The organism is Pseudomonas nitroreducens, from assembly GCF_010994165.1.
In the GTDB taxonomy this organism is placed as follows: domain Bacteria; phylum Pseudomonadota; class Gammaproteobacteria; order Pseudomonadales; family Pseudomonadaceae; genus Pseudomonas; species Pseudomonas nitroreducens.
Genome location: NZ_WMBX01000004.1, coordinates 681,982 through 701,626, shown reverse-complemented (window position 1 = coordinate 701,626; position 19,645 = coordinate 681,982). Strand labels below are relative to the sequence as shown.

Below are 19,645 nucleotides of genomic sequence, written 5' to 3'. Positions count from 1 at the left end.
GCCCGACATGCTCAAACTGCTCGATCTGCTCTCTGCCGTCGCCCTGTTGGTGTGGGGCACTCACATCGTCCGCACCGGCATCCTCAGGGTCTACGGCAGTAACCTGCGAAAAATCCTCAGCCGCAGCGTGGAAAAGCGCCCGCTGGCCTTCGCCGCCGGCATCGGTGTCACCGCGCTGGTGCAGAGCAGCAACGCCACGGCGCTGCTGGCGACCTCCTTCGTCGCCACCGGACTGATGGCCCTGGCGCCAGCGCTGGCGATCATGCTCGGCGCGGACGTCGGCACGGCGCTGATGGCACGGGTGCTGACCCTGGACCTGTCGTGGCTGTCGCCGCTGTTGATCTTCTTCGGGGTGATCTTCTTCCTCGGCCGACAGAAGTCGCGCCTGGGCCAGCTCGGCCGGGTGTTCATCGGCCTGGGGCTGATCATCCTGGCGCTGCAGCTGATCGTCGCGGCAGCGGAGCCGATGACCCAGGCCAAGGGCGTCAAGGTGCTGTTCTCCAGCCTGACCGGCGACGTGATGCTGGATGCGCTCACCGGCGCGCTGTTCGCGATGATTTCCTATTCCAGCCTGGCGGCCGTGCTGCTTACCGCGACGCTGGCCGCCTCCAAGGTGATCTCGCTGAAAGTGGCGCTGTGCCTGGTGATCGGCGCCAACCTGGGCAGCGGAATCCTGGCGATGATCAGTGCCTCCTCGCAGAACGCCGCCGGCCGCCGCGTGGCGCTGGGCAGCCTGCTGTTCAAGGTCGCCGGCTGCGCCCTGGTGCTGCCGCTGGTGGGCCCGCTGGCAGACTGGATCGACCACTGGCAGTTCAGCACCGCCGAACTGGTGATCGCCTTCCACGTGCTCTACAACACCACCCGCTGCCTCGCCTGCCTGCCGCTGACCGGACAAATGGCGGCCTTCTGTACGCGCATCATGCCCGACCGCCATTCGCCGGAAGATATCGTCCGCCCGCGTCACCTCGACCCCGGTGCGCTGGACACGCCAAGCCTGGCGCTGGTCAACGCGGTGCGCGAAACCCTGCGCATGGGCGATATCGTCGAACAGATGCTGAACAACCTGATGCAGGTTATCCACAGCGGCGACCCGCTGCTGGGCAAGGAAATCCGCAAGCAGGACGACGACGTCGACGCCCTCTACACCGCGATCAAGCTGTACCTGGCGCGCATGCCCCGCGAAGACCTGAGCGAAGCCGACAGCCGTCGCTGGGCGGAGATCATCGAGCTGGCGATCAACCTCGAGCAGGCGGGCGACATCATCGAACACATGCTCGGCGCCGTGCAGGACAAGAAGACCTCGCGCAGCCGATCCTTCTCCGACAACGGCCTGGAGGAGATCACCGTGCTGCACGGTCAGTTGGTGGCCAACCTGCGCCTGTCCCTGTCGGTGTTCCTCAATGGTGACCAGGAAGGCGCCAAGCGCCTGCGCCGTGCCAAGCAGCGCTTCCGCCTGCAGGAACGGCGCTTCGCCCACTCGCATGTCGACCGCCTGCGTCAGCAGGTGGTACAGAGCATCGAGACCAGCTCGCTGCACCTGGACCTGATCAGCGACATGAAGCGCTTGAACTCGCTGTTCTGCGCCATCGCCTATGCTGTTCTGGACAACCCGGATGCCAGCAGTTCGGCAACCACTGAACCTGGGGAAGACGATGACTTCGTCGAGCGCGAAGTCGAAGCGGTACAGGATCAGCAGCGCCCGGCTCCGCCCGGCTCCAGCGCGACGGGTTGACGGCCAGGGACTGGGCGAGCGCTTCGACGGAGCGTTCGCCAGCTCCTACAAAGTCCTGATATCACGACGCCCAGGGTTCGGGCAGAATCCGCCGCCATGGAAGCATGCACTCAATCCCAACGCCCTCCCTCGGTCAGCGCCAGCCTGACCCAGGCCATTCTGCTGGCGGCCGTGCGTCTCGGTATGAACCGCGATGCGCTGCTCGCTGCCAGCGGCATTCAGCAATCCCAGCTCAGCGACCCGGATGCGCGTATCGACTTCGCGCTGCAGGAGCGCATGTGGCAGGTGATCCAGACCGACCTGAAGCACGATGAGCCCGGCCTGGCCATGGGCCGCGCCCTGTCGCCGGCATCCTTCAGCGCGCTGGGCTATCTGCTGCAGTCGAGCACCACGCTGGGCGACGCCCTCGAGTCGGCCATGCGCTACCAGCGCCTGGTAGGCGAAGGCGGCCAGGTGGCCATCGAGGCGCAAGCCGAGATCATCTGGGTGACCTACCGCCCGCTGAGCCCCGAAACGCCGGCGACCCGCGCCCGCGCCCTGGCGCTGCTGGGGTTCTGGGCGCGCCAGCTGCGCGCCCTGCTCAGCGGCCTGCAATTGGCCGGCTGCCGCTTCATGCACAGCCAGCCGGAGAATCTCGAAGAATATGAAAAGGCCTTCGGCTGCCCTCTGCAGTTTGAAGCGCCTGACTACGCCATGGGCCTACCCAGGGCACTCATCGACGCACCACTGCCCCAGGCCAATCCGCCGCTGCGCGATCTGCTGCGCCAGCACGCCGAAGGCCTGCTCGCCCGGCTGCCCAGCGCCAGCATCAGCGGCCGTGTCGTCGCCCTCCTGGGTGAGCAACTGGCCCGCGGCGAACCGGGCCGCGCTTCGGTTGCCAGCGAACTGGGCCTGAGCGAGCGCACGCTGCAGCGCCGACTGGCGGAGGAAGGCAGCAGTTATCAACAGCTGCTCGCCGACACCCGCCGGCAACTGGCGGAACGCTACCTGGGCGAAGGCAACCTGCCGGCCACGGATATCGCCGCCCTGCTCGGCTATTCCGAACCCAGCGTGTTCTTCCGTGCCTTCCGTCATTGGACGGGGCTGACACCGGGCGAATATCGCCAGCGGAGGCGGCAGTCAGGCAGTTAGCCGGCAGCGACAAGCAGCGGCCAGCAGGCTTTTCAACAGACTTGCCTACAGGATATCCACAGCCTGCGACTCAGCCGTTCGGTCCCCGCGCCGCGAGATAGGCCAGGAAGGCCTCGCGGCTGGAATAGCGCGGCTCGTAGCCGAACTCTTCCTTCAACCGGCGATTGTCCAGCACTGGCCGATAGCGCAGGTAGTCCACCTGCTCCGGGCCGAAGCGCGACAAACCCAGCGGCTTGAGCAGCCCCAGCCCCATGCGCAGCAGGCCTGCGGGCATGGACCGATAGGGTTTGTTGAGCAGGCCGGCGATTTCGCGCAAGGACAACGCACCATCGCCGGCGAGGTTGTAGATGCCCTCGCTGCCGCGTTCCAGCCCCTGGCGGATCACATTCACGACATCCTGGTCCCAGATGAACACGAAGCGGCTGCGGTGCCCCAGCACGCCCACCATGGTGGGCCGGGCAAAGAGTTCGCTCAGCGGGTTATGCACACGTCGGCCGAGAATGGTGCCGGGACGCAGGATCAACTGCTTGAGCTGTGGATAACGTTTCCGCGCATCCGCCAGCAGTTGTTCGATCTCCTGCTTGCAACGCGCCTGGAGCAGGTGGGGGTGTCCGCGCAGCGGATGGGATTCGTCGATCCACTCGGCATTGTCGCGGTGGAAGCCATAAGCGACGCCGGAGCTGGTGACTATCAGTTGCTTAACGCCGGTCTGCCGCGCCGCCTCGATCAGCGCGCGAGTGCCGCCGACTTCGATGGCATGCAGCTTCTGCGGGGTCATTTCCCGCGGCGGGTTGACCACGGCGGCGAGATGGACGATGGCGTCCGGTCGCCATTGTTCTACGCAGGCATTCACCTGCGCAGCCACACCCAGGTCCAGCGCAACCGGCTCGATGTTCGGTCGCAGGCCCTGGGTATTGATGCGCCTGACGTCTCCGGCGATCAGCGTCCAATCCAGGTGCTGCACGGCCAGTTCATTGAGCAGGCTCTGCCCCAGAAAGCCAGCGGCGCCGGTGATCAATACGCGCATGAAACCTCCAGATCGCTCGGGAACGCGGCGAACTTTGGGCTATTGAAGGGTGCGTGCTTGCAGCGTAGTTCCACTGCGCCAGCACCGACAGTGACCGCACAAGCCAGCCCCATGACCAAAGATGCCACCCGACAAAGGTTGAACGCGGTGGGTTCGCGTCGGTCAATCCGCTATCCTCACGGCTTTGCGTCCAGGCTCACCGCTCATGCGTTGGTTGTTCGTCCCCCTGCTGTCCCTGCTGCTCACCACCTGGTCCCTTGCCGACCAGCGACAGACGGTCGAGGCCTATCAGCTGGAGAACGGCATGGGCGTACTGTTCAAGCCCACCCACGAGAAGGGCCACGTGTCGATCCGCCTGATCGTCGGCGTCGGCTTCAGTGATTTCAGTTGCCGCGACCGGCAGCTTCCGCACCTGATGGAGCACCTGTTCTTCAGCGGCCTGGATGGCGGCGACGAGGCCGACCTGGAAGCGCGCATGCAGGCCCTGGGCGGCCAATGGAACGCCTACACCAGCGAGGGCGACACCGCTTTCGTCGTCGAATCCCCCGCCGCCACCCAGCGCCAGGTGCTGGACCTGCTGCTGGAAATCATCACCCGCACCCAGCTCGACCAGCGCAAGATCGACTCCGCCAAACAGGTACTGGTGCGCGAGGACGGCGGCCATTATTCGCACCTGCAGCGCTGGCTGGACCACCAGAACGTCAGCCGCGCCGGCCAGGAACAGCTGGCCGTGGAACTGGGGCTGTCGTGCGACGAGCGCGCGCCTGTGGATAACCTGACCCGGACCCAGCTGGAGCAGTTGCGCAAGGACTGGTATGTCCCCAGCAACATGACCCTGATCATCGTCGGCGACCTCGACCCGCGCCTGCCGGTCTACCTGGGCCGTACCTACGGCGCCCTGGTCGATCACGGCACCCCGGAGCGCCGCGACCTGCCGCAGATGAAAAAGGGGGCCGAGCGCCAGCGCAGCCTGACCACCGGGCTGTTCGGCGAAAGCGCGGTACTGCACTGGATTTTCCCCGAGCCGGCGGAAGCCGACGGCGCCACGCTGGACCTGCTGCAGGCCTACCTGAACGATGCGCTCTACACCGAACTGCGTGTACGCCGGGAGCTCTCCTATGGCCCCTGGAGCGAACGCACCGCCTGGGCCAACCAGGGCTTCATGAGCCTGAACGCCGATGTCGAGCGCGATCAGGAGAAGGTGACCCAGCAGGCCCTGAAGGACCTGGTGGATAAGATCCGCCACGACGGCCTCGACCCACAGCGCTTTGCCCGCATCCAGCGCGTGGCGCGCGCGCAACTGGCCTGGAGCACGCCGGGCAACTCGACGCTGGCGGATTACTACTGGGGCGCGCTGGCGGACTTCGACGACGGCAAGTTCCCCGACGAGGACAAGCGCCTGGCAAGGGTCAGCCTCACGCAAGCCAACGACGTGGCGCAGCAGCTGTTCAAGGACGAGGGGTATCTGCGTATCGAGAAACCGCTGCTGGACGACGATAGGGTCTATCCACTTTCAGCGCTGGGCGCGCTGCTGTTGGCGGTACTGGTCGGGCTGGCGCTCCGGCGCCGGCGGGGCTGATTGCCCGCCGGGCCGGATAAGCCTCAGAGGGCGAGGCGGCGGATGACCTGGCAGGAATCGTCCGGGTCGACCTGGGCGCGGAAGCCCAGCTCGCGGGCCATGTCGCGCATGTCGCGGTCCATGGACGAGTCGATCGAATACATCTGGTGGAAGCCATTGCGCTTGGCCACGTCGATCAGGTGGCGCATCAGTGCAAGGCCAAGGCCCAGTTGCTTGAACTCGTCGGCGATGGTCACCGCGCATTCGCATTGCTGGTTGTCCACAGCCGCGTAACGGCTGATGCCGACTTCGCGCAGCTCGCCGTCCACATGGGTCAGTGCGATGAAGGCCATGGTGGTCTGGTAGTCCACGTCCATCAGGCGATCGAGCAGCTTGTCGTCGATCTTCACTTCGCCGTGGAAGCGGAATTTGCGGGTCATGGGGGATAGGCGCTCGAGGAACAGGCGCTCGCGCTCGCGGTCTTCGGCGCGCAACGGCCGGATCAGCACATGGCTGCCGTCTTCGAGAGTTTCTATCCAGTGATCGGCGCCAACAGCCCCGAGGGCTGCGAGCTCGGCGGTGGGGTGGGTGATCATGACGCGTTCTCCGCTGGAGAAGAGGGATTGGGTTGACCCTATCCTTCTCCTGCGCGGTCCGGGCAAGCCTGACTTGAGTCAATGCCGCCCGAAACCGCGCTGGGGCAGAACGTCGCAGAGGGTCTCAGACCCCAGCGGCCAGCGCCCCTTCCCGCGCACGGGCGCCCTTGCGGAACAGCACCAGGGTAGCGAGCAGGCCCAGGGCCGCCGCACCACTGAGCCAGATTCCCGGCGCGGCCTTGTTGTCGAGGGTGTGGATAAGCCAGGTGCAGACCGCCGGGGTGAAGCCACCGAAGGTCGCAGTCGCCAGGCTGTAGGCCAGGGAGAAGCCGGTGGTGCGTACGTCGGCCGGCATGATCTCGGTGAGCGCGACAACCATCGCACCGTTGTAGCTGCCATAGAGAAAGGACAGCCATAGCTCCACCTCCAGCAGGCGAGCGAAGCTGGGCTCCGCCACCAACCAGGACAACATCGGGTAGGCGGTGACCAGTGCCAGCACGGTGGCGGCCAGCAACAGCGGCTTGCGGCCGATGCGATCGGACACCGCCCCCATCAGCGGCAGCCAGATGAAGTTGGACAGGCCCACGCACATGGTCACCAGCAGGCTGTCGAAGTCCGACAGGTGCAGCTCGTTCCTGCCGAAGGTCGGGGTGTAGGCGGTGATCAGGTAGAACGACACGGTGGTCATTACCACCATGGCAGTGCCGGCCAGCACCAGGCCGAAGTTCTGGGCGATGGAGCGCAGCACCTGGCCCAGGGTCGGACGATGCTTGCGCTGCTGGAACTCCGGGGTTTCCTCCAGCGAGCGACGGATGATGAACAGCGCGGGGACGATCAGGCAGCCGATGAAGAAGGGCACGCGCCAGCCCCACTCGCCCATGTCCTGCGGGCTCAGCCAGTGGTTGAGGATCACGCCCAGCAGGCCGGCAAACACCACGGCGACCTGCTGGCTGGCCGACTGCCAACTGACGAAGAAGCCGCGCTTGCCCGGGGTGGCGATTTCCGCGAGGTAGACCGACACGCCGCCCAGCTCCACGCCGGCGGAAAAGCCCTGCAGCAACCGGCCGAACAGCACCAGCAAGGGTGCTGCGACACCCAGGGTGGCGTATCCCGGAACAAAAGCGATCAGCAGGGTGCCCATGGCCATCAGGCCAAGGGTGATGATCAGGCCCTGGCGGCGACCGTGGCGGTCGATATACGCGCCAAGGAAGATGGCGCCCAGCGGGCGCATCAGGAAGCCGGCGCCGAAGGTCGCCAGCGACAGCATCAGGGAGGCGAAGGGGTCGTCGCCGGGGAAGAAGGTCTTGGCAATGGCGGTGGCGTAGAAGCCATACACCATGAAGTCGTACATCTCGAGGAAGTTGCCACTCACCACGCGGAAGACGGCTTTGGCTTTGGAATTGTTCGAGGCCATGGGGACATCACTCAGGCTGACACACGGGAAATTTCCACGAGGGAAATCGACAGTCGCCATCCGGGTGGATCGGGGCAGTGGAGGGCCGACTTATTTGTAACCCTATGTGTAATGACCGCCATCAGACAATCGAAAAATGGCTGAAAGGTTTGAATTACATGGGTTTGAAAGCTTCGTGAAAGCTTCGATGCTGTTCGTCGGCAAAAACAAGTAACGTCTTGACAGTTATAAATTGGTACTTGGTTTTTTTGACAAATAAGATTATTCCTGAAACTTTATATCAACTTCCTTCAGAAACTTCCTAGGAAACTTTCGCCATACAAGATTATTAACAAGCTATTTTACTGCGTAATAAATCCTAATTTTATATAGGAATTTTCTTTCAATAATCATTAACTTTTCCCACAAATTAAACGGAAAAGGCTAATGATATGAAATGGAGTTTCCTACTCATCCTGACGTTGACAGGATGCAATGGCTGGGTATCGCCGGAAACCGACAGTCGCTTGACCGAGCGGTACTTCCAGGTCCTGTCAGGCCCGCCACTGCCCGGCCTGCTGGTTGCTTCCGCGGTGCAGTGGAACGCCGACTACGCAGTAACCGCCGCCCACACTCCTTTTCTGATGAATCAGGCGTACCGCTGCAGCACCGGTTGCGACCTGCTGTTCATCGCTCACAAGGCTGCGGGTGAAGTTCCGCACTGGCGGGATTTCCGCCCAGGTGAACAGGTGACCGCCATCGGCAGCAGCACGCTGATGATCCCGGTGAGTTCCCAGGGTCGGGTCTGGCCGGTCCCGTTCATCAACTCCGGATCGCAAAGTACCGAGCGCTACGGCGTGCACGATGCCGCGATGGCCAAGGGCATGTCCGGCGGCCCGCTGCTGGCCGGAGATGGCAGCGTGCTCGGGATCAACATCGGCTTCCACGCCGGCTGGACGCCACCGGCGAACCGACCGGAACTGGCCGGAATGGAGCGGCTCAGTGTCTTCGTGCCCTACCAGGTGATCCAGCGCGAATGGCTGCTGTTCCAGGAGCAGACGAAGCGCGGGGCGGCCCGCCAGTTTCAGGCGAAGAACCAGTAGCACACGCCGATGGACGCCAGCACGCCGGCCAGGTCTGCCAGCAGCGCGCAACCCACGGCATGGCGGGCACGCTGGATACCGACGGCGCCGAAGTACACGGCCAGCACATAGAAGGTGGTCTCGGTGCTGCCCTGCACGGTGGCGGCTACCAGGGCCGGGAAGCTGTCCACGCCGTGGGATTGCATGGTCTCCAGCAGCATCGCCCGCGCGGCGCTGCCGGAGAACGGCTTGACCAGCGCGGTGGGCAGTGCATCGACGAAACGGGTATCCCAGCCCACGCCCTCGACCACCCAGCGAATGCCGTCCAGTGCCATCTCCAGCGCACCTGAGGCGCGCAACACGCCAACGGCGCAAAGCATCGCCACCAGGTACGGCAGCAGGCTCCTGGCAACGTCGAAGCCTTCCTTCGCGCCTTCGACGAAGGTTTCGTACACCGGCACCTTTTTCAGCCAGCCGACGATGAGGAACAGCATGATGATGCCGAACAGCGTCAGGTTGCCCAGCAACGAGGACAGTTGCGCCAGCGCGGTGGCGGACAGCCCCGCCAGCAGCGCCATGAAGGCACCCAGCGCCAGCGCGCCGGGAATCAGGTAGGCCAGCACGACCGGGTCCCACAGTCTCAGGCGCTGCATGACGGCAACGCTGAGCAACCCGACCAGGCTGGAGGCGCTGGTGGCCAGGAGGATCGGCAGGAACACCAGGGTCGGGTCCACCGCGCCCTGCTGGGCGCGGTACATGAAGATGGTCACCGGCAGCAACGTCAGGGAGGAAGCGTTGAGCACCAGGAAGAGGATCTGCGCATTACTCGCAGTGGTGCTGCTGGGGTTGAGCTCCTGCAGCGCCTTCATGGCTTTCAGGCCGATGGGCGTGGCGGCGTTGTCCAGGCCCAGGCCGTTGGCGGCGAAGTTCAGGGTGATCAGGCCGATGGCCGGGTGGCCGGCGGGCACTTCCGGCATCAGGCGGCGGAACAGCGGGCCAAGGACGACCGCGAGCTTTTCCACCAGCCCGGCCTTTTCGGCGATACGCAGGAAGCCGAGCCAAAGGGTCAGGGTGCCGAACAGCAACACCATGACTTCCACCGACAGCTTGGCCATGGCGAACAGGCTTTCCACCATGGCGGCGAAGACGGTGGCTTCGCCCCCCAGCAGCCAGCGGGAAAGCGCGGTGACCGCCGCCACCATGAAAAAGCTCAGCCACAGGCCGTTGAGCATGAATCGTCCCCCTTGGAATGGCCCGGATGATAGCGGCACGGCCCCCTCCGACGCCAGAAACGACAAGGCCCCGGACGCTGCCGGGGCCTTGTGGATAACCCTTGCGGGTCAGCGAGCGGCGGGGCTTTCCTTGCCATCCGCGCCCTCGCCTTCGAGGAAGGCTTCAACGCGACCGTTCTGCATGGCCTGCCAGTAGCGGGCACCTTTCTGCGCGTCGTACACGCCTTCCCACTTGGAGATGACCAGCACCGCCAGGGCGTTGCCGATCACGTTCAGTGCGGTGCGCGCCATGTCCATGATGCGGTCGACGCCGGCGATAAAGGCCAGGCCTTCCAGCGGAATGCCCACGCTGCCGAGGGTCGCCAGCAGCACCACGAAGGAAACGCCCGGCACGCCAGCGATGCCCTTGGAGGTGACCATCAGGGTCAGCACCAGCATCAACTGCTGGCCGATGGACAGGTCGATGCCGTAGAGCTGGGCGATGAAGATCGCTGCGATGCTCTGGTACAGGGTCGAGCCATCGAGGTTGAACGAGTAGCCGGTGGGCACCACGAAGCTGCTGACCGCCTTCGGCGCGCCGTAGGCTTCCATCTTCTCGATGATGCGCGGCAGCACGGTCTCGGAGCTGGCGGTGGAATAGGCCAGGACCAGCTCGTCCTTGAAGATGCGCATCAGCTTGATGATGGAGAAGCCGAACAGGCGTGCGGCCAGGCCCAGCACCATGAAGGCGAAGAAGGCGATGGCGAAGTACACCAGTACCACCAGCTTGGCCAGCGGCAGCAGCGAGGCGAAGCCGAAGTTGGCCACCGTCACGGCGATCAGCGCGAACACGCCGATGGGGGCGTAACGCATGATCATGTGGGTGACGCGGAACATGGCCTCGGCCACGCCCTGGAACATCTTCACCAGCGGCTCGCGAGTCGGCGCCGGCAGCGAAGACAGACCCAGGCCGAACATCACCGAGAAGAAGATGATCGGCAGCATTTCGCCACGGGCCATTGCCGCGAAGATGTTCGACGGGATCAGGTTGAGGATGGTCTCGATGAACGCGTGGTGGTGTTCGACTTCCTTGGCGGTCTGCGCGTACTGGGAGATATCCACAGTGCCCAGGGTGCTCATGTCGATGCCGGCGCCGGGCTGGAAGATGTTCGCCAGCAGCAGACCAACCACGATGGCGACCGTGGTGATGATTTCGAAATAGATGATGGTCTTCAGGCCGATCCGCCCGAGCTTCTTAGCATCCCCCATGCCGGCGATGCCGACGATGAGCGAGGAGATGACGATCGGAACGACGATCATCTTGATCAGGCGGATGAAGATATCGCCCGCCGGCTGGAGGATGTTGCTGATCCACCAGGCCTTTTCCGCGCTGAAATGGTTGAGCGCGGCGCCCAGTGCAATTCCGAGTACCAGGCCGATGAGGATCTGCCAGGCGAGGCTGAGCTTGGCTTTGCCCATAGTGAGTCACCCTTGATTCTTGTGGAAGTCGGGGTCGCCAAACCATCGGGATGCCGACGGCCAGCGAAAAAAGGGGCGCATGATTCCGACCCACCCCTTTCCCGTCTAATGCCGGAAACGCCTACCCCATGCACAATCGGCATAGGAAAAGACATCTGAAACCTTGGTTCCAGGTCGTAAGACCCTTGATTTTCTGCATGATCCAGGTTCCTCGATGCCTGTCACGCAGCGCTCTGCAAAGCCGTCTAGGCTTGGTGCTGATTGGCCATCAATGGCCCGGATTGTTCGGATAAGAAGTCCGCGCGCGCTGACGGGCGGGTTCTTGTTACCGGATGTACGGTCGCCGCCAGGGGACCGTCATGGATGGCCGAGGGCGAGGAAAAGGGCCCTTCGACTGCGAGGCTGGCGGGAAAGCAGGCACTGTGGATAAGTGTCGGATTCCGCTCTTCATTATTGGGATGCCGGAGGGCCGTCGATTCGGCCGACGGGGATCGGCGAGGCATTGTAGGACGGATCCTTCGGAGTGCGGATTGACCGACATCAGTGAAGTTCGAGCGGTTTCGAGCAAGGGCGCGGATACCCTGCCGCCGCGACAGCCGGGTAAGCAATGGGTTGTTCGATGTGATGAAAACACAACGCGGTGACACTCTGAATAAGGACGCTCCATGACGCGACGCTCTGTAGTACCTACCCTGCTTTTTGCCGGTGCACTCGCGCTGGCCGGTTGTTCCAGCCAGAAACCGGACGCCTCGCAGTACTCGGGCTTCCTCGGCGACTACTCGCAACTCAAGCCCGCCACTTCGCCCAGTGGCCAGCCGGTGCTGCGCTGGGTCGACCCGAACCTGAAGCTCGCGAACTACAGCTCGGTGCTGGTCGAGCGGCCGGTCTACTACCCGCCGCCCAAGCCGAACGAAAACATCGATCAGACAACCCTCAACGAAATTCCCGACTACCTGAAGAAGCAGGTCGAACTGCAGTTGGGCAGCCGCTACCGCATCGTCCAGCAGGCTGACCGCGACACGCTGGTGCTGCGCACCGCGATCAGCGGTGTGGACGTATCGAACGAAGGCCTGCACGCCTATGAAGTCATCCCGATCGCTCTGGTGGTAGCGGCAACATCGACCGCCATCGGCACACGTGACCAGGACACCGAGGTTTTCGTGGAATTCGAGGCATTGGATGGCGCGACCAGCAAGCCGGTCGCCAAGGTGGTGCGCAAGGGTGCAGGCAAGACGCTGGAGAACTCCAGCACTCACCTCACCCTCGACGACCTGAAGCCGGTGCTCGATGGCTGGGCGCGCGACGCGGCCAACTTCAAGCCCTGACCTGTGTGGCGCTCCGGAACCGGTGCGAGCGCGTCGCCCCGGTTCCGTACGCCTTGCCTGACCCAGCCCGCTGACGCGGAGGTACTCCCTGTACCCCTAGGTCGCTCAAGACATGGCGCATCCCGAACGTCCCGGCCCCCTGGCCATGCGTACGCCGTAATGGCGACGCGGTATTCGAAATCGGTGCATCAATACCAGTTGGGATCGCTCTTGAGCTGGTCGTCGAGGATCCGTTTCACCGAATCGTCCGGCTCGCCGAGCCAGCGGAAACTGGCGTGCTTGCTCGGCGACTTGTCCGCCGGCAGGTTCTCGGGAACCTTCACATACAGCGCGTAGGCCTTGTCCTTGTCCCAGGTGAAGGCCACGTACAACCGTTCGGCGGCGCAGTTGTGCTGCTCGCACAGCTGACCCACCAGATACTTGTCGCCCTGCTCGTCCACCGCCTGCATCGGCGTGGCGGTGCCGCTGAGGTTCATCACCCAGTCCGGCAGGCGGCTCTCGTCCTTGACTACCGATTGCCAGGTTTCACGGTACTGCTCGTCGGTGGCGATCAGCTCGTTGAGGCGGTACTGCGCGTCCTTGTCCGCCTCGGCGGCCAGGGCATTCGCCCCGGCGCCGGCAAGCAGAAGGGACAGCAGGAGGCTGCGGGTAAAACTCATCGGTAAGCTCCTTGCTCGTCTTCAGCCTGGTCCGTGGGCATCAACCTCGACGACGACCCATGAAGAACGACACGATGAACAGCACCAGGAAAATCACGAACAGGATCTTGGCGATACTGGTGGCTGCGCCTGCGATACCACCGAAGCCGAGGACTGCGGCGATGATGGCGATGATCAGGAATGTCAGTGCCCAGCTAAGCATGGGGTCTCTCCTCTTCTCGTTGTCGGTTCGGCACCCACTCCAGGTGCCTGCTCCAGTGAAAGCCCGCGGAGTATTCGCAAGGCAGCCTCCGGAAGGCTTTGTCCGCCCGGGCGCTTCCGGGCACTGCGGACGTATCGGACAGGCCCTCGGCCCGCCGGCGATTCATGAATTCGGTCAGAACACCCAGCCGCCCTGCGGTCGCGCCATCGGCTGCACCTGCGCCTGGGTCTGTGCCTGCGGGGCAGGCAGCACCTGGGGCTGGTTGCGAGCCGGCGCGGTCTGTGGATAACGCGAAGCTTCGCGGTACAGGCCAGGCGTGCTGGAGGTGGTCGGCACGTAAGCGGCCGTAACGCTGGCGGCCTGAGTGCGGGAGACCTGCATCTGCAGCTGCACCTGATTGATCAGCAGCAGCACAAGGGCACCGGCGAAGAAGATCCGGCTCCAGACATCGATTCGTGCGACGTGCACCTGGCTGTTCATTGCGCTGTTCATCCCGTTTCTCCTGCCCGCCTCCGGTCTTCTTGTTCGAGCTTCGGTCCGTTTTCTATCGGACTTTTCGCTCTCGCCGCCGCGGGTGGTTTGTTGACTGGCTTATCAGAGAAATTGCACGCCGCGTGCCAGTCTTGAATTTTCTATTTTTACCTTATAAATCAATAACTTAAATCTAGTACTAAGGTCCCTTTGAGCTGCATCCTGCACGATGGGGGAGGATTGGTCGTGCGTTTTGCAACCCCGCTTCCAGGGCGCGTCCCTGCGCCCTGTGAACCACGTCACTTCAGCGAGTGCTTGAGCTGGCTCATCTGGTCATGGCAGGCCCGCACCTTGGGCAGTTCGGCACGCAGCAACGCCTGGGTTTCCGGCGTGCCTTTCTGCATGGCGTCCTCGAAGGCATGGAGGATGCGATCCTCGGTTTCCTCCAACTGGGCGACGTAGGTGGCGCCTTCGTCGCTCGCCAGGGTGGCACGGGTGTCGGCGTAGACCTGGCGCAGCTTGCCCAGCAGGGTGCCGCCGGTGGCGGGCTCCTCATGGTTGGCGGCAACCTTGCCGGCGAGAGCATTGATCACGTCGGTCTTGGCCTGCGCCATGGACTGGAACAGCCTCTGCAGACGCGCGTCCTTCACTTCCTGGATGGCGTGCTGGTAGAAGCGCTGGCCGTCGCGGGTGATCTCGATAAGTTCGTTGAGCTGACTGGTCATGCGGGACATGGGAGTTACTCCTGCAAGGAAGGATGGAATCGTTAGGCGGCCTGGCCGGCCACCTTCAGCGCGGTGGCGTCCACCTCACGCACACCGCGGGTCTTGCGCGCGGAATCGATCAATTGCTGGCGCTCGTCGGCGCTCGGTACCTGGCCACTGAGGGTCACCACGCCATCGCGGGTGGACACACCGATGGACAGGCCATCCAGCGCGTGGGCTGAGAGGATGCCGGCCTTGATCTGGCTGGTTATCCAGGCATCGCTGACAGCCGCCTGGGCGTCGCCGACGGATTTCTCCAGCTTCTGCGCCGACGCGGCATCCGGGTCGACCTTGAGGCGGTTATCCACAGAGGTGACGCCTTCGGTCTGCGCGGCGAGATGAGCAGCCTGCTGGCTGGCGTCCTCGCTGGCAGCCGTGCCCTCCAGCGTGACGGCGCCGGAGCGACTGGTGACCTTGATATCCAGGCCGTCGGCACGTTTTTTCAGCAACAGCTTGGATTTCACCTTGGCAGCGAGGGTCGCGTCGTCCCAGCGCTGCACAACGCCATCGTCCCTGGCGGCATCGCCTTTCTGCGCATCCGCCAGGGAGGCATCGACGGCCAGTTGGTTATCCACAGCGCTTATACCTTCGACACTGCCGGCAATCTGCCCGGCCAGTGCCTTCTGCTCCTCACTGGCGACAGCGCCGGTCAGTTGTGCGCGGCCGTTCTCGACGTCCACCTTGATGGCGTAAGGCTTGAGTTCGCGATTGAGATTGATGGCCGTCCAGATCGAGCCCTCCTGGCGGGCTTCGGCCAACTGCGCGGCGATTCCGGCTTCGGCAGCGTGGCTGGCGAGAGGCTGCAGGGCGAGCAGCGCGGAACCCAGGGCCAGGGCAAGGATCTTCGGGTTAGGCATGGCGGTCTCCGTCCAACGATGTTTCGCTATTGGATTCGCAAGCCCCATGCCAGTGCGTTTATTAGAATAAAAATCTTTTAATTCAATATGTTGAGTAATTCATACCGCACCCCTGACTGTGCACCCTGCCCGAGGGGATCGAAAGATTCTTGCAACTTGCACGAAAATCCCTGGACTAAGCAAAATCCCACACTTAACAACAACGATTCATACGAGGAAAACGCTGAATGGACGCAACGCCTGAACAGCAGGGCCGCATCCTTCTGGTCGATGACGAGTCCGCCATCCTGCGCTCGTTCCGCTATTGCCTGGAGGACGAAGGCTATAGCGTGGCGACCGCCAGCAGCGCACAGCAGGCCGAGAACCTGCTGCAACGTCAGGTATTCGATCTTTGCTTCCTCGACCTGCGTCTGGGCGATGACAACGGCCTGGACGTTCTGGCGCAGATGCGGGTGCAGGCGCCCTGGATGCGGGTGGTGATAGTCACCGCGCATTCGGCTGTGGACACCGCCGTGGACGCCATGCAGGCCGGCGCCGCCGACTACCTGGTGAAACCCTGCAGCCCCGACCAGTTGCGCCTGGCCGCCGCCAAGCAACTGGAAGTGCGCCAGCTCACCGCGCGCATCGAGGCGCTGGAAGGAGAGATGCGCAAACAGGGCGACGTGCTGGAATCCCACAGCCCGGCCATGGCCGCTGTGCTGGAAACCGCCCGCCAGGTCGCCGCCACCGACGCCAATATTCTCATCCTCGGCGAGTCCGGCTCGGGCAAGGGCGAATTGGCGCGGGCGATCCACAACTGGAGCAAGCGCGCGAAGAAATCCTGCGTAACGATCAACTGCCCTTCCCTGACCGCCGAACTGATGGAAAGCGAGCTGTTCGGCCACAGCCGCGGTGCCTTCACCGGCGCCACCGAAAACACCCTGGGGCGCATCAGCCAGGCGGATGGCGGCACGCTGTTCCTCGACGAGATCGGCGATTTTCCCCTCACTTTGCAGCCAAAGTTATTGCGATTCATCCAGGACAAGGAGTATGAGCGCGTCGGTGACCCGGTGACCCGCAACGCCGATGTGCGCATCCTCGCCGCCACCAACCGGGATCTGGCCGGCATGGTCGCCCAGGGCGCGTTCCGCGAAGACCTGCTCTACCGTCTGAACGTCATCGTGCTGAACCTGCCGCCGCTGCGCGAACGCGCCGAGGACATCATCGGCCTGGCCGAACGCTTCCTGGCGCGCTTCGTGAAGGACTACGGCCGCCCTGCCCGCGGCTTCACCGACGAGGCCCGCGCGCTGCTGCGCCGCTACGCCTGGCCCGGGAACGTGCGAGAGCTGCGCAACGTAATTGAACGGGCGAGCATCATCTGCAATCTTGATCTCATTGGCGTGGAACAGCTCGCCATCGGGGAACAGACTTCCAACTCCGCGCCGCGCATCGGCGAGGCAATGAGCCTGGAGGAACTGGAGAAAGCCCACATCGCCGCCGTGATGGCCTCCAGCGCTACCCTTGACCAGGCGGCCAAGACTCTGGGGATCGACGCTTCCACCCTCTATCGCAAGCGCAAGCAGTACAGCCTGTGAACCTGCCTATCCCGATGACGCTGCGCACGAGGCTGTTTCTCAGCATCTCCGCACTCATCACGGTAGCCCTGCTGGGCCTGCTGCTGGGCCTGTTCAGCGTGGTGCTGACCGGCAGTCAGCAGGCCCAGCTGATCCAGCGCAACTTCGAAGCCATCGAGGTCAGTCAGCGCCTGCGCCAGGCGCTGGGCGACGAACTGGTGCAGGTTCTCAGCGCGCGACCGAGCGCTGAACATCTGGAACTGGCCCGCACGCATTTCTCCCAGGCGCTCGAGCGTGGCCGCGCGCTCGCGCGCAACAGCGGCGAACGCCAGGCCATGACGGAGATCGCCGACGCCCACCGACTGTTCGTCGAGGCGACCGATACGCCTGGACCGGGGCGCCCGGAACTGCTGGAAGACAGCGACCTCAGCCGCACCCTGGACGTCCTGCGCAACCGTTTGCTGGCGCTGCACCAGGTGGCGATGGAAAACATCAGCAACGACGAACGCTCGGCCCGTGACCGAACCTTGCTGATCAGCGGCCTGCTCGGGCTGATCGGCATCGCCATCCTGGTCGTCGGCTTTATCACCGCCCATAGCATCGCCCGGCGCTTCGGCGCCCCGATCGAGACGCTGGCCAAGGCGGCGGACAAGATAGGCCAGGGGGATTTCGACGTGACCTTGCCGGTCTCCGGCGTCGCCGAGATGTCTTCCCTGAGCCGCCGCTTCGGCCTGATGGCCGAAGCGCTGCGCCTCTATCGGGCGAGCAACACCGAAGCCCTGGGCTCAGGGCGCAAGCGCCTGCTGGCAGTGCTGGACAGCATCGATGACGGCCTGGTGATCCTTGATCGGCATGGCCGCATCGAGCACGCCAATCCGGTCGCCACGCGCCAGTTGTTCTCCCATGGCGATCCCCAGGGCCAGGACCTCGGCACGATGCTGAACAACCCGGCGCTGACCCAGGCAGTGCAGCGCGTGCTGAGTGGCAACCTGCTGGAGGAGACCCCGCAGGACCTGGTGGTGGAAGTGAGCGGCGAAAGCCGGCTGCTGACCTGGGGCATTTCGCCGGTCAGCCATGACGACGGCCGCAACATCGGCGCGGTGATGGTGGTGCGCGATGTCACCGAGCAGCGCGCCTTCGAGCGCGTGCGCAACGACTTCGTGCTGCGAGCCTCACACGAACTGCGCACCCCCATGACCGGCATGCACATGGCCTTCGGCCTGCTCGCCGAGCGCTTGAAATTCCCCGCGGAATCCCGCGAGCGAGACCTGGTGCGTACGGTGGACGAGGAAATGCATCGTCTGGTGCGGCTGATCAACGATCTGCTGAACTTCTCCCGCTACCAGAGCGGCACTCAGAAGCTGGAGTTGCAGCCCTGCGACGTTGCCGACCTGCTTCGTCAGGCGAACCACCGCTTCATCGGGCCCGCAGCGGAGAAGCACATCGAGTTGGACCTGGAGATCGCCGAGGGACTGCCGCCCATCAACATCGACCGCACACAGATCGAACGGGTGCTGGACAACCTGATCGGCAATGCCCTGCGCCACACTCCCGAGGGCGGCACTATCCGCCTGCAGGCGCGTTGCCAGGACGAGCGCGTGGCGATTGCCGTGGAAGATAGCGGCGACGGCATACCGCTCAGCCAGCAGGGACGCATCTTCGAGCCTTTCGTGCAGGTGGGTCGCAAGAAAGGCGGCGTCGGACTTGGCCTGGCCCTGTGCCGGGAAATCGTGCAATTGCACGGCGGACGCATTGCCCTGCGCTCGCAACAGGGCAAGGGCTCGCGCTTCTACCTGCTGTTGCCGGTTTAAGACGTCGGTACGGCCAGCAGCAGCGCGGCGGTTTCCAGATCCGGTTCGCCGTCGAAGCGCGCCGGGCGGAAACGCATCTGGAACGCCGCGATCACATTGCGGGTTTCCTCATCCATCGCACCATCGAGCGGCACCGCGTAACCGTGGCGTGCCAGCTGCTGCTGGAACCAGACCGGTGCCGGCAATTGCCCATTCAGCTCGGCCAGCCGGCGCGACAGCTCGCCCGGTTTCGGCCAGGGAATCAGGCCCGCGTCGGCCAGCTTCTTCCAGGGAAACAGCGGGCCCGGGTCGACCTTGCGCTGCGGGGCGATGTCGCTGTGCCCGAGGATGTGTTCCGGGGTGATGCCCTGGCGCTTGGTGATGTCCTTGAGCAAGGCGATCAATGCGTCGATCTGAGCATCCGGATAGGGATACCAGATCTTGCCGCTGGGGGTGTCGCGGTAGCCGGGGTTCACCAGTTCGATGCCGATGGACGTGGAATTCAGCCAGGTCCGGCCCTGCCATTCGCTGGCGCCGGCGTGCCAGGCGCGACGGTTTTCGTCCACCAACTGGTAGATGGTCGCCGGGTTGTCGCCGATCAGGTAGTGCGCACTCACCTCGCCGTGGGTCAACAGCGCCAGCGAACGCGGCAGGTCGGCCGAGGTGTAGTGGACGATGACGTACTGGATGCGGCTGTCCTGGTTCTTCGACACGTGCTCGCGATCGATCTGCAGCCCCTTGTCGGCGCAGCCGGCGAGCAGTGTGGTGAGAAGCAAGAAGGTCAGGACACGCAGGGTCATGGCAGTTCTCAAGGG

Annotated in this window: 18 protein-coding genes; 7 read left to right on the top strand and 11 right to left on the bottom strand. The window is 64.0% G+C overall.

Going from position 1 to position 19,645, the window contains the following annotated elements:
• Positions 1-7 precede the first annotated feature (7 nt).
• Complete coding sequence (locus tag GJV37_RS20875; RefSeq protein WP_024764983.1) at positions 8-1,732, top strand: Na/Pi cotransporter family protein; 1,725 nt, start codon at positions 8-10, stop codon at positions 1,730-1,732.
• A gap of 96 nt (positions 1,733-1,828) precedes the next feature.
• A complete protein-coding gene (locus GJV37_RS20870; protein WP_193452912.1) occupies positions 1,829-2,863 on the top strand; it encodes an AraC family transcriptional regulator in 1,035 nt (344 codons plus the stop codon).
• A gap of 70 nt (positions 2,864-2,933) precedes the next feature.
• On the opposite strand, the gene GJV37_RS20865 is transcribed toward GJV37_RS20870, so the two are convergent.
• The gene (locus GJV37_RS20865) at positions 2,934-3,890 is read right to left on the bottom strand and encodes an NAD-dependent epimerase/dehydratase family protein (protein WP_024764985.1); all 957 of its coding nucleotides are present in this window, start codon (positions 3,888-3,890) and stop codon (positions 2,934-2,936) included.
• A gap of 205 nt (positions 3,891-4,095) precedes the next feature.
• On the opposite strand from GJV37_RS20865, the gene GJV37_RS20860 reads away from it, so the two are divergent.
• Positions 4,096-5,469, top strand: coding sequence for a M16 family metallopeptidase (locus GJV37_RS20860; RefSeq protein WP_193452911.1), 1,374 nt, complete (start codon positions 4,096-4,098; stop codon positions 5,467-5,469).
• 23 nt (positions 5,470-5,492) lie between these two features.
• On the opposite strand, the gene GJV37_RS20855 is transcribed toward GJV37_RS20860, so the two are convergent.
• Both GJV37_RS20855 and tcuC read right to left on the bottom strand, forming a co-directional pair.
• Positions 5,493-6,044, bottom strand: a complete 552-nt coding sequence (locus tag GJV37_RS20855) for a GNAT family N-acetyltransferase (protein ID WP_024764987.1) — start codon at positions 6,042-6,044, stop codon at positions 5,493-5,495.
• Positions 6,045-6,168: 124 nt separating this feature from the next.
• Positions 6,169-7,458, bottom strand: coding sequence for an MFS transporter (tcuC, locus tag GJV37_RS20850; protein ID WP_193452910.1), 1,290 nt, complete (start codon positions 7,456-7,458; stop codon positions 6,169-6,171).
• 506 nt (positions 7,459-7,964) lie between these two features.
• On the opposite strand from tcuC, the gene GJV37_RS20845 reads away from it, so the two are divergent.
• Positions 7,965-8,540: a S1C family serine protease gene (locus GJV37_RS20845; protein WP_024764989.1), complete on the top strand. Its 576-nt coding sequence runs from the start codon at positions 7,965-7,967 to the stop codon at positions 8,538-8,540.
• On the opposite strand, the gene GJV37_RS20840 is transcribed toward GJV37_RS20845, so the two are convergent.
• Positions 8,522-9,751 carry a nucleoside recognition domain-containing protein gene (locus tag GJV37_RS20840; RefSeq protein ID WP_024764990.1) on the bottom strand — a complete coding sequence of 410 codons (1,230 nt, stop codon included), beginning with the start codon at positions 9,749-9,751 and terminating at the stop codon, positions 8,522-8,524. The two genes, GJV37_RS20845 and GJV37_RS20840, sit on opposite strands and share 19 nt — an antisense overlap.
• Before the next feature lie 108 nt (positions 9,752-9,859).
• Entirely contained in the window at positions 9,860-11,209 is a 1,350-nt protein-coding gene (gene gltP / locus GJV37_RS20835) for a glutamate/aspartate:proton symporter GltP (RefSeq protein ID WP_037010334.1), read from the bottom strand.
• A gap of 665 nt (positions 11,210-11,874) precedes the next feature.
• Here gltP and GJV37_RS20830 point away from each other — a divergent pair.
• Positions 11,875-12,534, top strand: coding sequence for a DUF3313 domain-containing protein (locus tag GJV37_RS20830; RefSeq protein ID WP_170858189.1), 660 nt, complete (start codon positions 11,875-11,877; stop codon positions 12,532-12,534).
• Between the two features lie 188 nt (positions 12,535-12,722).
• Here GJV37_RS20830 and GJV37_RS20825 read toward each other — a convergent pair whose 3' ends face one another.
• The 5 genes from GJV37_RS20825 to GJV37_RS20805 form a co-directional block, all read right to left on the bottom strand.
• Positions 12,723-13,193, bottom strand: a complete 471-nt coding sequence (locus GJV37_RS20825) for an inhibitor of vertebrate lysozyme family protein (protein WP_054907599.1) — start codon at positions 13,191-13,193, stop codon at positions 12,723-12,725.
• 40 nt (positions 13,194-13,233) lie between these two features.
• Entirely contained in the window at positions 13,234-13,395 is a 162-nt protein-coding gene (locus GJV37_RS20820; protein WP_017518828.1) for a DUF1328 domain-containing protein, read from the bottom strand.
• Positions 13,396-13,569: 174 nt separating this feature from the next.
• Positions 13,570-13,887, bottom strand: a complete 318-nt coding sequence (locus GJV37_RS20815; RefSeq protein WP_170858188.1) for a hypothetical protein — start codon at positions 13,885-13,887, stop codon at positions 13,570-13,572.
• 278 nt (positions 13,888-14,165) lie between these two features.
• Positions 14,166-14,600, bottom strand: a complete 435-nt coding sequence (locus tag GJV37_RS20810; RefSeq protein WP_037010327.1) for a ferritin-like domain-containing protein — start codon at positions 14,598-14,600, stop codon at positions 14,166-14,168.
• Positions 14,601-14,632: 32 nt separating this feature from the next.
• On the bottom strand, positions 14,633-15,487 hold the full coding sequence (locus GJV37_RS20805) for a BON domain-containing protein (protein ID WP_193452909.1): 855 nt from the start codon (positions 15,485-15,487) through the stop codon (positions 14,633-14,635).
• 227 nt (positions 15,488-15,714) lie between these two features.
• On the opposite strand from GJV37_RS20805, the gene algB reads away from it, so the two are divergent.
• Positions 15,715-17,061 carry a sigma-54-dependent response regulator transcription factor AlgB gene (gene algB / locus GJV37_RS20800; protein WP_024764997.1) on the top strand — a complete coding sequence of 449 codons (1,347 nt, stop codon included), beginning with the start codon at positions 15,715-15,717 and terminating at the stop codon, positions 17,059-17,061.
• A 2-nt stretch (positions 17,062-17,063) separates the two neighbouring features.
• A complete protein-coding gene (locus GJV37_RS20795) occupies positions 17,064-18,851 on the top strand; it encodes an ATP-binding protein (RefSeq protein ID WP_246228404.1) in 1,788 nt (595 codons plus the stop codon).
• Here GJV37_RS20795 and GJV37_RS20790 read toward each other — a convergent pair.
• A complete protein-coding gene (locus tag GJV37_RS20790) occupies positions 18,848-19,630 on the bottom strand; it encodes an N-acetylmuramoyl-L-alanine amidase (RefSeq protein WP_170858185.1) in 783 nt (260 codons plus the stop codon). The genes GJV37_RS20795 and GJV37_RS20790 overlap by 4 nt on opposite strands.
• Positions 19,631-19,645: the final 15 nt, after the last annotated feature.

Coding starts and splice junctions, on each gene's coding strand:
- algB (WP_024764997.1), top strand. CDS start 15,715: ATGGACGCAACGCCTGAACAGCAGGGCCGCATCCTTCTGGTCGATGAC.
- GJV37_RS20875 (WP_024764983.1), top strand. CDS start 8: ATGCTCAAACTGCTCGATCTGCTCTCTGCCGTCGCCCTGTTGGTGTGG.
- GJV37_RS20870 (WP_193452912.1), top strand. CDS start 1,829: ATGGAAGCATGCACTCAATCCCAACGCCCTCCCTCGGTCAGCGCCAGC.
- GJV37_RS20820 (WP_017518828.1), bottom strand. CDS start 13,395: ATGCTTAGCTGGGCACTGACATTCCTGATCATCGCCATCATCGCCGCA.
- GJV37_RS20860 (WP_193452911.1), top strand. CDS start 4,096: ATGCGTTGGTTGTTCGTCCCCCTGCTGTCCCTGCTGCTCACCACCTGG.
- GJV37_RS20865 (WP_024764985.1), bottom strand. CDS start 3,890: ATGCGCGTATTGATCACCGGCGCCGCTGGCTTTCTGGGGCAGAGCCTG.
- GJV37_RS20840 (WP_024764990.1), bottom strand. CDS start 9,751: ATGCTCAACGGCCTGTGGCTGAGCTTTTTCATGGTGGCGGCGGTCACC.
- GJV37_RS20790 (WP_170858185.1), bottom strand. CDS start 19,630: ATGACCCTGCGTGTCCTGACCTTCTTGCTTCTCACCACACTGCTCGCC.
- gltP (WP_037010334.1), bottom strand. CDS start 11,209: ATGGGCAAAGCCAAGCTCAGCCTCGCCTGGCAGATCCTCATCGGCCTG.
- tcuC (WP_193452910.1), bottom strand. CDS start 7,458: ATGGCCTCGAACAATTCCAAAGCCAAAGCCGTCTTCCGCGTGGTGAGT.
- GJV37_RS20855 (WP_024764987.1), bottom strand. CDS start 6,044: ATGATCACCCACCCCACCGCCGAGCTCGCAGCCCTCGGGGCTGTTGGC.
- GJV37_RS20825 (WP_054907599.1), bottom strand. CDS start 13,193: ATGAGTTTTACCCGCAGCCTCCTGCTGTCCCTTCTGCTTGCCGGCGCC.
- GJV37_RS20830 (WP_170858189.1), top strand. CDS start 11,875: ATGACGCGACGCTCTGTAGTACCTACCCTGCTTTTTGCCGGTGCACTC.
- GJV37_RS20810 (WP_037010327.1), bottom strand. CDS start 14,600: ATGTCCCGCATGACCAGTCAGCTCAACGAACTTATCGAGATCACCCGC.
- GJV37_RS20805 (WP_193452909.1), bottom strand. CDS start 15,487: ATGCCTAACCCGAAGATCCTTGCCCTGGCCCTGGGTTCCGCGCTGCTC.
- GJV37_RS20815 (WP_170858188.1), bottom strand. CDS start 13,887: ATGAACAGCGCAATGAACAGCCAGGTGCACGTCGCACGAATCGATGTC.